This window comes from Enterobacter sp. PL_is514 (genome assembly GCF_055816715.1).
In genome coordinates this window covers 197,174-211,867 of the sequence record NZ_JBVPGN010000036.1, presented here as the reverse complement: position 1 = coordinate 211,867, position 14,694 = coordinate 197,174, and the positions used below count along the sequence as shown (strand labels likewise).

The window sequence follows — 14,694 nt, the reverse complement described above, 5'->3', positions numbered from 1 at the left end:
TGCTGAACGAGCGATCAACGAGGGTAAACCGTATGAAAATCATCAGCAAAGATCTGCGCGACGGCGAAAAACTGCCGGAGCGTCACGTTTTCAACGGCATGGGGTATCAGGGAGACAATATCTCCCCACACCTGGCATGGGATGAGGTTCCGGCAGGCACCAAAAGCTTTGTCGTGACCTGCTACGACCCGGATGCGCCTACTGGCTCCGGCTGGTGGCACTGGATTGTGGCGAACCTGCCTGCCGACACGCGCGTCCTGCCGCAGGGTTCCGGTTCAGACCTGGTTGCCCTGCCTGAAGGTGCCATTCAGACGCGCACTGACTTCGGTAAAGCGGGCTACGGCGGCGCGGCGCCGCCAAAAGGGGAAACCCACCGCTATATCTTCACGGTGCACGCGCTGGATGTGGAGAAGATTGAGGTCGATGAAGGGGCGAGCGGCGCGATGGTCGGGTTTAACGTGCATTTCCATACGCTTGGCAGCGCGTCGATTACGGCGATGTATTCGTAATAGTGCGGGCTGATGCCCTCACCCCGGCCCTCTCCCACAGGGAGAGGGAGAAAACCTGGCAATTCCCTCTCCCTTTGGGAGAGGGTTAGGGTGAGGGGAAAAATCACAGCACCGAAGGTAACAGCCCCACCAGCCGCCCCTCTTCCAGAAGCTGCATCGCCTTATCAATATCCGGCGCAAAGAAGCGGTCGTCATCGTAATGCGATACATGCTCGCGCAGCGCATGACGCGCCTGCTCCAGCAGCGGACTGGATTTTAGCCCTTCACGCAGATCGATACCCTGACTTGCCGCCAGCCATTCCACCGCCAGCACGCCGCGGGTGTTGGAGGCCATTTCCCAGAGACGACGCCCAGCAGCCGGTGCCATCGAAACGTGATCTTCCTGGTTTGCAGACGTTGGCAGGCTGTCCACGCTGTGCGGGTGCGACAGGGCTTTGTTCTCGCTTGCCAGCGCTGCGGCCGTCACCTGAGCAATCATAAAGCCCGAGTTGACCCCGCCGTTACGCACCAGGAACGGTGGCAGCTGGGACATATGTTTATCCATCATCAGCGCGATACGGCGCTCGGACAACGCGCCGACTTCGGCAATCGCCAGGGCGATATTATCCGCCGCCATTGCCACAGGCTCGGCGTGGAAGTTACCGCCGGAGACCACCTCGTTTTCCTGGGCGAACACCAGCGGGTTATCGGACACCGCGTTGGCCTCCACCAGCAGCACCTCCGCCGCCTGGCGCAGCTGCGTCAGGCACGCGCCCATCACCTGCGGCTGGCAGCGCAGGGAATAAGGATCCTGTACCTTCTCACAGTTGTGGTGTGAATCCGCGATCTCGCTGGTGTCGGTAAGCACGTGACGGTACATCGCGGCAGCATCGATCTGCCCGCGCTGACCGCGCACCTCGTGGATGCGGGCATCGAACGGGCGACGCGAGCCCAGCACCGCTTCGGTAGTCAGCGCACCGCACACCACCGCCGAGGCAAACAGATCTTCCGCTTCAAACAGGCCGCGCAGCGCGAAGGCGGTCGACGCCTGGGTGCCGTTCAGCAGCGCCAGCCCCTCTTTCGCCGCCAGCGTGATCGGCGTTAAGCCGGCTTTTTTCAGCGCCTCTTTCGCCGGAAGCCACTCCCCCTGCCAGCGCGCTTTGCCTTCACCCAGCAGCAGCAGCGACATGTGCGCCAGCGGTGCGAGATCGCCGGAGGCCCCGACGGAACCCTTCGCCGGGATCCACGGATAGACCTCCGCATTAACCAGCGCCATCAGCGCCTGGATCACGCTCAGGCGGATGCCGGAGAAACCGCGCGCCAGGCTGTTGATTTTGAGCACCATCATCAGACGGACAATCTCATCGTCAAGCGGCTGGCCGACGCCCGCCGCATGCGACAGCACCAGCGAACGCTGCAGGTTTTCCAGATCGTGCGTCGCGATGCGGGTCTGCGCCAGCAGCCCAAAGCCGGTATTAATCCCGTAAGCCGTGCGCCCTTCGGCCACAATGGCTTCCACACAGGCAACGCTGTCATTAATGGCCGCGTGCGCGCTTTCATCAAGCGAAAGGGTGACCGGTTTACGCCAGACGTTACGCAGCTGTTTGAGCGTCAGCGAGCCGGGAGTGAGTGTTAATGCGTTCATTCATGCTTTCCTTGTGTGGCAGGGATCATCGGCAGGTTAAGGCCCTGCTCTTTGGCACAGTCAATGGCAATCTCATAACCCGCATCCGCGTGACGCATCACGCCGGTTGCCGGGTCGTTGTGGAGTACGCGAGCGATACGCGCGGCGGCTTCATCGGTTCCGTCGCAGACGATGACCATCCCGGAATGCTGGGAGAAGCCCATCCCCACGCCGCCGCCGTGGTGCAGCGATACCCAGGTCGCGCCGCTGGCGGTATTCAGCAGAGCGTTCAGCAGCGGCCAGTCGGAGACCGCATCCGAGCCGTCGCGCATGGCTTCGGTTTCGCGGTTCGGGCTGGCGACGGAGCCGGAGTCCAGGTGGTCGCGGCCAATGACGATCGGCGCGGAGACTTCACCGCTGCGCACCATTTCGTTGAAGGCCAGACCGAGTTTTTGCCGCCACTCCAGCCCTACCCAGCAGATACGCGCCGGCAGCCCCTGGAAGTTAATGCGCTGGCGGGCCATGTCCAGCCAGCGGTGCAGGTGTTCGTCATCGGCGACGATCTCCTTCACTTTGGCGTCGGTTTTGTAGATATCCTCCGGGTCACCGGACAGGGCAACCCAGCGGAACGGACCGATACCGCGGCAGAACAGCGGGCGGATATAAGCAGGCACGAAGCCCGGGAAGTCGAAGGCGTTATTCACGCCCATCTCTTTCGCCATCTGGCGAATGTTGTTGCCGTAATCAAAGGTCGGAATGCCCATCTGGCTGAAGGCCAGCATGGCGGAGACGTGTTCCGCCATGGAGCGTTTCGCGGCAAGCACCGTGCCTTCCGGATCGGTTTCCGCTTTTTGCTGATAGTCTTCCCACGTCCAGCCTTTTGGCAGGTAACCGTGCAGCGGGTCATGGGCGCTGGTCTGGTCGGTAACCAGATCCGGGCGTACGCCGCGGGCGACGAGCTGCGGGAGAATGTCTGCCGCGTTGCCGCACAAGGCAATCGACACCGCTTTGCCTTCAGACGTGTATTTTTTGATGCGCGCCAGCGCATCGTCCAGATCGGTTGCCTGTTCGTCGACGTAACGGGTACGCAGGCGGAAATCAATGCGGCTCTGCTGGCACTCAATGTTCAGCGAGCACGCGCCGGCAAGCGTGGCGGCCAGCGGCTGCGCGCCCCCCATCCCACCGAGACCCGCGGTCAGTACCCAGCGGCCTTTGAGCGAGCCGTTATAGTGCTGGCGACCGGCTTCCACGAAGGTTTCGTAGGTGCCCTGCACAATCCCCTGACTGCCGATGTAGATCCAGCTACCCGCGGTCATCTGGCCATACATCGCCAGCCCTTTCGCGTCCAGTTCGTTGAAGTGTTCCCAGGTGGCCCAGTGCGGCACGAGGTTAGAGTTGGCGATCAGCACGCGCGGCGCGTTTTTGTGCGTTTTGAACACGCCCACCGGCTTGCCGGACTGCACCAGCAGGGTTTCGTCGTGTTCGAGTTCGGTCAGGGATTTTACAATTGCGTCATAGCATTCCCAGTTGCGCGCGGCGCGGCCTATGCCGCCGTAGACCACCAGCTCGTGGGGGTTCTCCGCCACCTCAGGATCGAGGTTGTTCATCAACATGCGCAGCGGGGCTTCGGTGAGCCAGCTTTTGGCGGTAAGGGTGGTGCCGCGCGCGGCGCGGACATCCTGCTGGCGGTATTTACCTGACGACATTGTGTGCTCCTCATACGGGACAGTGATGCATTTAGATATACTTGTATAGACAAGCACACACAAGGTCAGTTTTAACAAAAAAGATACAATTTTGTTATATTGCGTTAGCTATCACGCTTTTAAAACTTATGACATAAAGTGGCCCTGCAGCCGGTAACGGTTCCCCGGGAAAAGCAGTCGGGCATGCGACACAATGTGCGACGAGGACCAGGTCCGACGGCGAATCAGCAGGCACGGATCGTGCTCTTTAATGCGCAGCCGCTCGCACTCCTGCGGCGTGGCGCGCACGGCCTCCACAATGTGCTCCCCTTCCGTCAGCGGTGCGACGAGCGAGAGATAGGCGTGCGGCGTCGTCTGGGTGTAATCCTGGTTCAGATAGTCCGGTATCCGTTCAGCGTTCACGCAGCGATCTTCAATCTGCACCGGAATGTCGTTCTCAAAATGCACCATAACCGAGTGGAAGATCCGGCTACCTTCTTTGACATTCAGCTCTACCGCCTGCTCGGCGCTGGCCTGGGTCTCTTCGAGCACCAGCACCTCACAGCGGTGCTGGTGATTACGCGAGGTTATCTCATCGGCAATACTGCGGATTTCAAACAGGGCGGATTGCCCTTTCGGTTCCGCCACAAATGTCCCCACGCCCTGCAGGCGCACCAGAAGCCCTTCGTCGGTCAGCTCGCGCAGCGCCCGGTTGACGGTCATCCGGCTAAAACCGAACTGCGCCACCAGCTCGGCCTCCGAGGGAATGCGATCGTGCGGCCGCCAGACGCCGGTGGCGATTTTTTCGCTGATCGCCTGCTTCACCTTTTCGTAGAAAGGCGCGGGAGGGCTCGACTGCGGCAGAGGTGAGCGTGAAAACATCGTAACTCCTTGAATAATATTATGCCCACCAGTGAGCAATTTGCCAGGCCAGACGGGCGGCAAGCTTTGCGCCCTGTCCGTCCCGATCGTACTGCGGGTTAAACTCTACCAGATCGGCGGCCTGTAGCTTACCGCTACGGCAGATTTGTTCGATAACCGGCAGAAGATCCAGCGCCGGTATGCCTAACGCAGCCGGAGCGGAAACGGCAGGCATTTCACTGGCGGGCAGGACGTCCAGATCGATCGTCAGATAGATACGGTCAGCCTGCGCCAGCACTTTTTCCAGCGCAGATAGCGCATCGCGCCTGAAATGGAGATCTTCCACCAGCGTGACGTTCAGGCGTTCGGCCTCATCCCACAGAGCCTGCGTGTTGGCCGCCCGGCTCACGCCAAAGCAGGCGTACTGAAATGCCCGCCCGCGCTCATCGCAATAGTGCGCCAGCTGGCGAAACGGGGTGCCGGACGTCGCCCGGTCGGCCTTGCGCAGGTCAAGATGCGCATCAAGATTGATCACCGCCACGCGCTCGTTGGGGAACGCGTCCAGCACGCCCCGACCGTGTGCCCAGGCGGTTTCGTGCCCACCGCCAAAGACCAGCGTACGCATCCCGGACTGCTGACAGGCCGTAACGGCATCGCTTAACGCCTGCTGTGCCGCTTCCAGCTCGTCGCCTTCAACGTAAACCGAGCCCATATCCGCCAGCCGATCGTGTCCCTGATGGCTTGCCATATTCGCCAGCGCCTTTCGCAGCATATCAGGCGCCTGCACGGCGCCGGGCCTGCCCTGATTGCGTTTTACCCCTGCATCACATTCAAAGCCTATCAGCGCGATGCCGGATGAAAGCGGCGTGAACTGCCCCTGCTGCTTTATCGTCTGGAAAATGCGCGTCGCATTGCTGGCCTCGGCGCTGTCGTCGCGCCCCTGCCAGACCGTTTCGGCTACGGACCGCCATAACCTCATACTGCCTCCCCACGGAAAATACGTTGATACAGCGGATTGCGTCCCGGCTCGTAGACCATCTCAACCGGATGATGAGCATCCCAGACGATAAAATCGGCGACAAACCCGGCCCGCAGCTGTCCGTGGGTTGCACCACGCCCCAGCGCCTGCGCCGCGTGTCGCGTCACGCCAGCCCAGGCCTCTTCCGGCGTCAGGCCGAACTGGACGCAGGCCATGTTCATCGCCAGGTGCAGGCTGGCAAACGGGCTGGTGCCGGGGTTGTAGTCGGTGGCGACCGCCATCGGCACACCCTGTTTTCTGAGCTGTTCAACCGGCGGACGCTGGCGCTCCTGCAGAAAATAGAACGCCCCCGGCAACAGGACCGCAACCGTGCCGCTTTCCGCCATCGCCTGAACGCCTGCGTCGTCAAGATATTCGATATGATCGGCGGAGCGTCCCTTATACCGGCTAACCAGCGCCGCACCGCCCTGATTCGACAGCTGTTCGACATGTCCTTTCACCGGGATGCCGAGCGCGGTTGCCGCCTGAAAGAGGCGCTCGGTTTGCGACGGGGTAAAGCCAACGTTTTCGCAGAACACATCTACTGCTTCATATAACTCTTTTTGCCACAGCGTGGGCAATATCTGCTCACAGACCAGCGTGAGATACGCATCTGGATCCTGTCGGTATTCCGGCGGAACCGCATGGGCCGCCAGCAGCGTAGGGCTGATATCGATCGGATTATTGAGGCTCAGCTGGCGGGCAACCTGCAGCATCTTCTCTTCGGCCTCGGGGTTTAGACCGTATCCCGACTTGATTTCAACCGTAGTGACGCCTTCATTCATCAGTCGCTGAAGCCGCTGCTGCGCCAGCTTAAGCAGGGTTTCGGGTGAGCTGCTGCGCGTCGCCGTCACGGTCGCGTTAATCCCGCCCCCCTGGGCGCTGATGGCTTGATAAGAGACGCCGTTCAGACGCTGCTCCCACTCCGCCGCGCGATCGCCGCCAAACACCAGGTGGGTATGGCAGTCAATCAGGCCAGGCGTGACCAGACGCCCCTGGAGATCGACACAGTGAGGGTGTCCGGCAGGAATGTCAGATTCAGGGATCACGGCCAGAAGGGTGTGGCCGCGCACGACCAGGGCATGTTGCTCTTTCAGTCCATAGGGCGCAGAGACGTCCGGCACCATCGTAGCCAGTCGCGCATTTCGCCATATTACATCGTCGGGATGAATCTGCTGCATGGGCATTCCACTTGTCATAGGTTGTATAGACATTTATTTTCATCTGTTGCTTGCTGTCAACCGACTTTGTGGAAAATGTTATTTATTTGTGATCACTTACCTGCGGCTTCGGGGCTAAAAATGCAACTTTTACCCTTTTTATCTTCCCGTTTCGCTCAACTTAGTATAAAAAAGCAGGCTATTTCGTCTATCCCGTAAAGACTTGCATACCCAGGAGCTTCACCTTGAACATTTCCAGGATTTCCCGTCTGGCGTTAGCACTCGCCTTTGGCGTGACCTTATCCGCATGCAGTTCAACCCCACCGGATCAGCGACCTTCTGAGCAGGTTGCGCCCGGTACCGCCTCCCGCCCGATTTTGTCCGCTGATGAAGCGAAGAACTTCGATCGTGCGCACTACTTCTCAGCGATGGATCCTAACGCTGCACCGTGGACACCGTCGTCTATTAACCTGCCTAAACAGCCTGACTTCGTGGTAGGCCCGGCGGGTGCGCAGGGCGTAACGCATACCTCTATTCAGGCTGCGGTTGATGCTGCCATCACTAAACACAGCGCGTCTCGCCAGTACATCGCGATCCTGCCAGGTGAATATGAAGGCACCGTGTATGTTCCGGCCGCACCAGGCAGCATTACGCTTTACGGTCTGGGCGAAAAAGCTATCAACGTAAAAATTGGCCTGGCGATTGATTCCGAAATCGACAGCAACACCTGGCGTCACCTGGTGAACCCGGCCGGTAAATATATGCCGGGTAAACCGGCGTGGTACATGTTTGATAACTGCCAGAGTAAGCGTTCCGCCACCATTGGCGTGATGTGCTCAGCGGTGTTCTGGTCTCAGAATAACGGTCTGCAGCTGCAGAACCTGACCATCCAGAATACCCTGGGCGACAGCGTTGATGCCGGTAACCACCAGGCCGTTGCGCTGCGTAGCGATGGTGACCAGGTGCAGATTAACAACGTCAACATTCTGGGCCGTCAGAACACCTTCTTCGTGACCAACAGCGGCGTGCAGAACGCCCTGCAGAATAACCGCCTGACCCGTACCCTGGTGACCAACAGCTACGTTGAAGGTGACGTGGATCTGGTGTCCGGTCGCGGCGCGGTGGTGTTTGATAACACCGATTTCCGCGTGGTGAACTCACGTACTCAGCAGGAAGGTTACGTGTTTGCTCCGGCAACCCAGTCTAACCTCTTCTACGGCTTCCTGGCCGTGAACAGCCGCTTTAATGCTGCCGGTGACGGCGTGGCGCAGCTGGGACGTTCCCTGGACGTGGACTCTGCCACTAACGGCCAGGTCGTGATCCGCGACAGCGTGATCAACGAAGGCTTCAACATGGCGAAGCCGTGGGCTGATGCAGCAATCTCCAAACGTCCGTTCTCCGGCAATACCGGTGCGATGGATGATAAAGGGAACGTGCAGCGCAACCTGAACGACGCTAACTTCAACCGCATGTGGGAATACAACAACCGCGGTCTGGGTAGCAAAGTGGTTGCTGAGCCGAAGCAGTAATAAGATGAGAGTAAAAGGGGGAGTTTAATCCCCCTTTTTACTGCGACTGAATGCGTCAGGCTCCAAACTTAAGATACGCATCCAATAGTTGCATAATCGCAACCATGAGTTGCAGGAACAGAATTGCCCATTCCACACCGCTCATACGCCACTCCTTTGGTATAGAGCACTTCTCCCCTGATTTACCTTTCCGCGGCCTGTCACCAGAGGTGTGTTGGTTATGTTTTGATGTGCTCCGCAGTTTAGGCACTGTCGGCACCACCCGACAGCCAGGACTGAATACGGATCCTGAATTGCGGAACTGCAACACATCAAGCCAACGGACAGAATGATATCAAATCACTACTGTACATAAAAACAGATAAGGTCAGTTTAGGAATTTATAAAGAAAACGCCTCTAAACAACTGATTATTTTAAAAATAACAACCGATAATCATTCTGTGTTCTTTGTCCTTCGTTGACGATGCGTTTACTTCACCTTGAGTCGACATTATGATGACCATGTTGGTTACGTTTTGATGTGCTCACCCGGCAACCACCGGGCATAAAAAAACCTCGCGTTCGCGAGGTTTTTTGTTTTAAGCCGCTTAGTGAGCGTTAACCACGACCCACATTGGCCCCTGTCCGACGGCGTAACGTCCTTTCTCTTCCAGCAGACCCTGCTCGCCTTTAATTTCATACAGCGCGATGTGGTGGGATTTCTGCCCCGCTGCAATCAGGTATTTACCGCTGTGATCGATATTAAAGCCGCGCGGCTGGGTTTCCGTTGGCTGGAAGCCTTCAACCGCCAGCACGCTGCCGTCTTCAGAAACGCTAAACACGGTAATCAGGCTGGAGGTACGGTCACAGGCGTACAGATGGCGGCCATCTGGCGTAATGTGGATATCCGCCGCCCAGCGGGTGTCGGAGAAGTCAGGCGGCATCATGTCCAGCGTCTGCACGCACTCAATCTGGCCGTTAGGATCTTTCAGCTCCCAGACGTCCACTGAGCTGTTCAGTTCATTAACCACGTAGGCGTATTGCTGGTTCGGATGGAAGACCATATGGCGCGGACCCGCGCCTTCAACGGTAGTCACTTCGGCAGGATTCTGCGCCACCAGGTGACCATCGTCGCTCAGGGTGAACAGGCAGATACGATCCTGCTTCAGCGCAGGCACCCACAGCGTGCGGTTATCCGGCGTGATATTCGCCGAGTGGCAGCCTTCAAGCCCTTCCACCACATCCACGGTTTCGACCGGAATGCCATTTTCCAGACGCGTTACGCTGACGCAGCCCGCGTTATAAGAGCCGCTGAAGACAAAATTGCCTTTACGATCGGTAGAGATATGGGTTGGGCTGCCCGGCAGCGGGGCTTCGGCAGTGTACGTCAGCGCGCCATCGTCCGGAGAAATGCGATAGGCCAGCACGCGGAACTCCGGGCGCACACCCACGTACAAGAAACGTTTATCCGGGCTGATGACCATCGGTTGCACCTGGCCTGGCACATCAACAACCTGCACCAGCGTGAGTGTCCCTTCGGTATTTAAACGCCAGACGTGGATCTGCTGGCTTTCAGGACTGGCGGTATAAACGGTTTGTTTCATGAATATTCACTCCTCACTGCGCATGAAAGTAGTTAACTTTTGACGGTGAATGCTGAATTGTCGACAGGAGTTTTGAAGCATTCGCCTCTCGGTGTACCATCCCATCAAAACGTAAATTCAATATTAACCCGGGAAAACAGATGACCTCGCGTGTGATTGCTCTGGATTTAGACGGTACCTTACTGACGCCGCAAAAAACCCTTCTTCCCTCTTCTCTGGAAGCGCTTAAACGCGCACAGGAAGCGGGATATCAACTCCTTATCGTAACGGGTCGACATCACGTTGCAATTCACCCTTTTTATCAGGCACTGGCGTTAGATACACCTGCAATTTGTTGTAATGGCACCTATTTGTATGATTATCAGGCAAAAAAGGTTTTAGCATCCGACCCGCTGCCGGTTCCCCAGGCGCTGCAACTGATTGATCTGCTGGATGAGCATGCCGTTCACGGTCTGATGTACGTAGATAATGCGATGGTGTATGAGCGCCCTACCGGCCATGTGGTGCGCACCAGCAACTGGGCGTTGTCCCTGCCTGAAGCGCAGCGTCCGGTCTTTACCCAGGTTTCCTCCCTGCGTCAGGCGGCCCAGGACGTTGAGGCTATCTGGAAATTCGCCCTGACGGATGAAGACACCACCAAACTGAATGCCTTCGCAAAACACGTGGAACAGACGCTGGGTCTGGAGTGCGAATGGTCCTGGCACGATCAGGTGGATATTGCCCGCAAAGGCAACAGCAAAGGCAAACGGCTGACGCAGTACGTGGAATCGCAGGGCGGGTCAATGCAGGACGTGATCGCCTTCGGTGACAACTACAACGACATCAGCATGCTGGAAGCCGCCGGTACCGGCGTGGCGATGGGCAATGCCGACGACGCGGTCAAAGCGCGTGCTAACGTGGTGATCGGCGACAACACCACCGACAGCATCGCGCAGTACATTTATACCCACCTGCTGTAATCAGGCGGTGATCGAGACACTCTTGATTTGCGCGTAAAGCCACAGGCCGGGTTTGATCCCTAACTCATCCCTGGCCCACGGGCTGATGCGCGCCCAGAGCGTTCTGCTTCCCACTTCAAGCTTCACTTCCACCTGCCCGTTATCATCAAAACACTCCGCGACTTTGGCGCGCAGAATATTTCGAATACTGGTTTGCAGCGGCGGTTGCAGCACCAGCGAGACGTCCGACGCCTGAATGCGAATTCGCAGTACGGACTGTAACGGTTTATCAATCTTATTGACCCAAAGATGCTGGTCACCCAGAGCCAGGGCGGTCATCGCATAGTGCGGGTGGTGTTCCAGCACGCTCACTTTCAGGATGCTGCTCTGCTGTTCCCGGGGTAACCACGGGTGCATTACGCTGCTGCCCCACACCTCTTCCAGGTTGCCGAAGGCCTTGACGCGGCCCTCTTCCAGCACCAGCACCTTGTCGGCGAGATGCAGGATCTCATCCAGCGAATGGCTGACGTAGAGCATCGGAATATTAATTTCCCGCGTCAGGCGCTGTAGATAAGGCAGAAGTTCACGTTTACGCGGAATATCCAGCGAGGCCAGCGGTTCGTCGAGCAGCAGCAGTTCGGGTGCGGTCAGCAACGCGCGGCCAATGGCCACGCGCTGCTTTTCTCCGCCGGAAAGCGAGGAAGGCAGCCTGTCGAGCAGAGGTTCAATGCCTAGAAGCGTTACCAGCTTCTCAAACTGCGAAGCCATGCTTTTCGCCATGCCGTAACGCAAATTGCCGCGCACGCTGTAGTGCGGGAATAGGCGCGCGTCCTGGAAAACATAGCCGATGCGGCGCTTATCCGGCGAGAGGTAAACCTTATTCTCCACGTCATTCAGGACGCGGTCATTCAGGACAATACGGCCTGACTGCGGGCGGGTCAGACCGCTGATGGCATTAATCAGCGACGTTTTTCCCGCCCCTGACACGCCAAAGATGGCGGTGATGCCGCTTGCCGGCAGCGTCTCGTTAAGCGTCAGGGTATGGTTTCCCAGCGTCTGGGTGAAATGGAGTTCCAGCATGCTTATTTCCCCATTCGCTCGCGGCTGAGGCGCGCCAGCCATTCAGACACCATTAGCGATGCCAGCGCCAGCACAATTGAAATAATACACAGCCGCGCCGCCGCGCCTTCACCACCCGGCGTTTGAATCAGGGTATACATCGCCGACGGGATGGTTCGCGTCTCGCCGGGGATGTTCGACACAAACGTGATGGTCGCGCCAAACTCGCCCAGCGAGCGGGCGAAGGCCAGCACCGTGCCAACAATAATGCCGGGTAACGTCAGGGGAAGCGTGATGGTGAAAAAGACGTGCCAGCGGCCTGCCCCCAGCGTGCGGGCCGCCTGTTCGAGCTTCATGTCCACGCCTTCCAGCGCGAGGCGTATCGCCCTCACCATCAGCGGAAATGACATTACCGCCGCCGCCAGTACCGCACCGCGCCAGCTAAACGCAAACGTCAGCCCAAACCAGTCGTAGAGCTTCTCGCCGATAAAACCGCGCCGCCCCATCGAAATCAGCAGCAGGTAACCGACCACCACGGGCGGCAAAACGAGCGGAAGATGAAGCACGCTGTCGAGCAGCGTTTTGCCGGGAAACTGACAGCGAACCAGTAACCAGGCAAAGAAGATCCCAAAGGGCAAACTCAGCGCAACCGCCAGGGAAGAGACTTTAAGGCTCAGCAGAACAGCCTGCCATTCAGGATCGGTCAATATCATCAGTGAGTCGTAAATCCGTAACGTTTAAAGATTGCGGACGCTTCCGGCCCCTTCAGGTAATCGCGGAAGGCCGTCACGGTCGCATTTTTATGTCCATCAACAATCGCAACAGGATATTCCACTTTCTTGTGGGAGTCTTCCGGGAACGTTGCGACCACTTTTACACCTTTACTGGCAACGGCATCAGAGCCATACACAATGCCCAGCGGGGCTTCGTTGCGTTCCACCAGCGCCAGCGCACCGCGTACATCTTCCGCCGGAGCCAGCTTCGGCGACAATGTCTCCCATGCACCCAGCTTTTGCAGCGCCTCTTTGGCATAAATACCGGCCGGAACGTGCTCCGGATCGCCCACCGCCAGACGGCCACCGTTCAGCAGGCTCGTCCAGTTGGTCTCTTTGTTGATGGTAATGTCCGCCTGGGCGCTGGCTTTTGGCGCCACGACAACCAGGCTATTCCCCAGCAGCGTTTCGCGGGTTGCCGCATCAATCGCTTTCTTCTCCACCGCGTAATCCATCCACTTCTGATCGGCAGAGATGAACAGATCCGCCGGTGCGCCCGCTTCTATCTGGCGCGCCAGCGTCGAGGAAGAGGCAAAAGAAGAGACCACCTCGACGTTTTTCTCTTTTTTATACGTCGCCGCGATATCCTGCAGCGCGTTGGTCAGCGACGCCGCCGCAAAGACCGTGATTTTACCGTCGTCCGCCAGCGCGTGGCCGGTAAGTGAAAGCGTCAGCGTTGCCCCTGCGAAAAGGCGTACCCAGGTACGTGCCATTTTTAACTCCTGTGAGTAGCGTTATATACATATTAATATAACGGTAACGTCAGGGAGATCCCAGCGTTAAATCGTACCGCTGAAGAGGTAAACCGGTGTGATACGTTAAATATTATCGGCGAAAACGGGAAAATCTTGAGAGCAAAACGCCCGGACAAGCCGGGCGTTTTGTGGGGAATCAATGCTGCTTTTTAGCCTGGTCTCTGTGACCAATGTTCGAAAAGACGTTGAACACTTCACCCAGGCCGTAGATGGCACCGAGGATGATGGCCATCACTACTGGTACCATGATCACGGCGAATACCAGACTTTTCAACAACTCTAACATGGTTTTCTCCAGATATTGTGAATAGCTTATTCTACCCTTTCAAGTGAGAAAAACATCCCCTTTTGTGCGGTACCCTTTGCGCCCTGCACCATTTGGGTCACAATACTCTTTTTTCCAGGACACTGTTATGCAGGCCGAAATTCTTCTCACACTCCGACTTCAGCAAAAGCTTTTCGCCGATCCGCGACGTATCGCCCTGCTTAAACAAATAGAACAAACAGGCTCGATTAGCCAGGGGGCGAAAAACGCGGGCATCAGCTATAAAAGCGCCTGGGACGCCATCAACGAGATGAACACCCTGAGCGAACAGCCGCTGGTAGACAGAGCCACGGGCGGCAAAGGCGGCGGCGGTGCAATCGTGACACGTTACGGTCAGCGCCTTATTCAGCTTTACGATCTGCTGGCCCGAATCCAGCAAAAAGCGTTTGATGTGTTGAGCGACGACGACGACGTTCCGCTGGACAGTTTGCTGGCCGCCATTTCCCGCTTCTCATTACAAACCAGCGCCCGCAACCAGTGGTTTGGCACGGTGACGGCGCGCGATAATCTGCAGGTACAGCAGCATATTGAAATCCTGCTTGCCGATGGCACTACCCGTCTGAAAGCCGCCATAACGGCGCAGAGTGCAGAGCGCCTTGAGCTGGACGAAGGGAAAGAGGTGCTGGTGCTGCTGAAAGCACCGTGGGTCAATATCACGCGCGATCCCGACACCGCAAAGGCAGCAGATAACCAGCTGCAGGGCGCAATTAGCCATATCGAACGCGGCCAGGCGCAGTGCGAAGTGCTGATGACCCTGGCAGACGGGCAACGGCTTTGCGCGACAATACCGCTTAGCGAGGCGGACGGTTTAGAAGAAGGTACTGTCGTCACCGCCTGGTTCAACGCAGATCGGGTGATTATCGCCACATTGTGCTGAGCACATTGACAATCGCGC

At 57.7% G+C, this 14,694-nt stretch carries 15 protein-coding genes; 4 read left to right on the top strand and 11 right to left on the bottom strand.

Going from position 1 to position 14,694, the window contains the following annotated elements; translation table 11 throughout:
- Positions 1 to 32: 32 nt before the first annotated feature.
- A complete protein-coding gene (locus tag AC0TNG_RS21345) occupies positions 33 to 509 on the top strand; it encodes a kinase inhibitor (protein WP_024908770.1) in 477 nt (158 codons plus the stop codon).
- Positions 510 to 612: 103 nt separating this feature from the next.
- Here AC0TNG_RS21345 and hutH read toward each other — a convergent pair whose 3' ends face one another.
- From hutH to hutI, 5 genes are all read right to left on the bottom strand, one after another.
- Entirely contained in the window at positions 613 to 2,133 is a 1,521-nt protein-coding gene (gene hutH / locus AC0TNG_RS21340) for a histidine ammonia-lyase (RefSeq protein WP_061715729.1), read from the bottom strand.
- Positions 2,130 to 3,818 (bottom strand): urocanate hydratase, encoded by a 1,689-nt coding sequence (hutU, locus tag AC0TNG_RS21335; RefSeq protein ID WP_290094622.1) that lies wholly within the window; start codon positions 3,816 to 3,818, stop codon positions 2,130 to 2,132. Before hutU ends, hutH begins: the two co-directional genes overlap by 4 nt.
- A 126-nt stretch (positions 3,819 to 3,944) precedes the next feature.
- The gene (locus tag AC0TNG_RS21330; protein ID WP_024908773.1) at positions 3,945 to 4,679 is read right to left on the bottom strand and encodes a histidine utilization repressor; all 735 of its coding nucleotides are present in this window, start codon (positions 4,677 to 4,679) and stop codon (positions 3,945 to 3,947) included.
- A gap of 19 nt (positions 4,680 to 4,698) precedes the next feature.
- Complete coding sequence (gene hutG, locus AC0TNG_RS21325) at positions 4,699 to 5,637, bottom strand: formimidoylglutamase (RefSeq protein WP_473702314.1); 939 nt, start codon at positions 5,635 to 5,637, stop codon at positions 4,699 to 4,701.
- Positions 5,634 to 6,857 (bottom strand): imidazolonepropionase, encoded by a 1,224-nt coding sequence (gene hutI, locus AC0TNG_RS21320; protein ID WP_473713073.1) that lies wholly within the window; start codon positions 6,855 to 6,857, stop codon positions 5,634 to 5,636. Before hutI ends, hutG begins: the two co-directional genes overlap by 4 nt.
- Positions 6,858 to 7,081: 224 nt before the next feature.
- On the opposite strand from hutI, the gene AC0TNG_RS21315 reads away from it, so the two are divergent.
- Positions 7,082 to 8,365, top strand: a complete 1,284-nt coding sequence (locus AC0TNG_RS21315; RefSeq protein WP_473713072.1) for a putative acyl-CoA thioester hydrolase — start codon at positions 7,082 to 7,084, stop codon at positions 8,363 to 8,365.
- A 55-nt stretch (positions 8,366 to 8,420) separates the two neighbouring features.
- Here AC0TNG_RS21315 and tisB read toward each other — a convergent pair whose 3' ends face one another.
- Together tisB and pgl are read right to left on the bottom strand one after the other, a co-directional pair.
- On the bottom strand, positions 8,421 to 8,510 hold the full coding sequence (gene tisB / locus AC0TNG_RS21310; RefSeq protein WP_023332440.1) for a type I toxin-antitoxin system toxin TisB: 90 nt from the start codon (positions 8,508 to 8,510) through the stop codon (positions 8,421 to 8,423).
- Positions 8,511 to 8,953: 443 nt separating this feature from the next.
- Positions 8,954 to 9,949 carry a 6-phosphogluconolactonase gene (gene pgl, locus AC0TNG_RS21305; RefSeq protein ID WP_048992106.1) on the bottom strand — a complete coding sequence of 332 codons (996 nt, stop codon included), beginning with the start codon at positions 9,947 to 9,949 and terminating at the stop codon, positions 8,954 to 8,956.
- Between the two features lie 140 nt (positions 9,950 to 10,089).
- On the opposite strand from pgl, the gene AC0TNG_RS21300 reads away from it, so the two are divergent.
- On the top strand, positions 10,090 to 10,908 hold the full coding sequence (locus tag AC0TNG_RS21300; protein WP_048992107.1) for a pyridoxal phosphatase: 819 nt from the start codon (positions 10,090 to 10,092) through the stop codon (positions 10,906 to 10,908).
- Here the strand turns inward: AC0TNG_RS21300 and modC are convergent, their stop codons facing one another.
- The 4 genes from modC to AC0TNG_RS21280 all read right to left on the bottom strand — a co-directional run bounded on the left by modC (position 10,909) and on the right by AC0TNG_RS21280 (position 13,760).
- Positions 10,909 to 11,967 (bottom strand): molybdenum ABC transporter ATP-binding protein ModC, encoded by a 1,059-nt coding sequence (gene modC, locus AC0TNG_RS21295; RefSeq protein ID WP_048992108.1) that lies wholly within the window; start codon positions 11,965 to 11,967, stop codon positions 10,909 to 10,911. It lies immediately after the preceding gene.
- Positions 11,968 to 11,969: 2 nt separating this feature from the next.
- Positions 11,970 to 12,659 carry a molybdate ABC transporter permease subunit gene (modB, locus tag AC0TNG_RS21290; protein WP_473713071.1) on the bottom strand — a complete coding sequence of 230 codons (690 nt, stop codon included), beginning with the start codon at positions 12,657 to 12,659 and terminating at the stop codon, positions 11,970 to 11,972.
- Entirely contained in the window at positions 12,659 to 13,432 is a 774-nt protein-coding gene (gene modA, locus AC0TNG_RS21285) for a molybdate ABC transporter substrate-binding protein (RefSeq protein WP_048992111.1), read from the bottom strand. The genes modB and modA overlap by 1 nt, the downstream gene beginning before the upstream one ends.
- A gap of 178 nt (positions 13,433 to 13,610) precedes the next feature.
- Positions 13,611 to 13,760: an AcrZ family multidrug efflux pump-associated protein gene (locus AC0TNG_RS21280; protein ID WP_008501118.1), complete on the bottom strand. Its 150-nt coding sequence runs from the start codon at positions 13,758 to 13,760 to the stop codon at positions 13,611 to 13,613.
- A gap of 127 nt (positions 13,761 to 13,887) precedes the next feature.
- On the opposite strand from AC0TNG_RS21280, the gene modE reads away from it, so the two are divergent.
- On the top strand, positions 13,888 to 14,676 hold the full coding sequence (modE, locus tag AC0TNG_RS21275; protein WP_032649488.1) for a molybdenum-dependent transcriptional regulator: 789 nt from the start codon (positions 13,888 to 13,890) through the stop codon (positions 14,674 to 14,676).
- Positions 14,677 to 14,694: the final 18 nt, after the last annotated feature.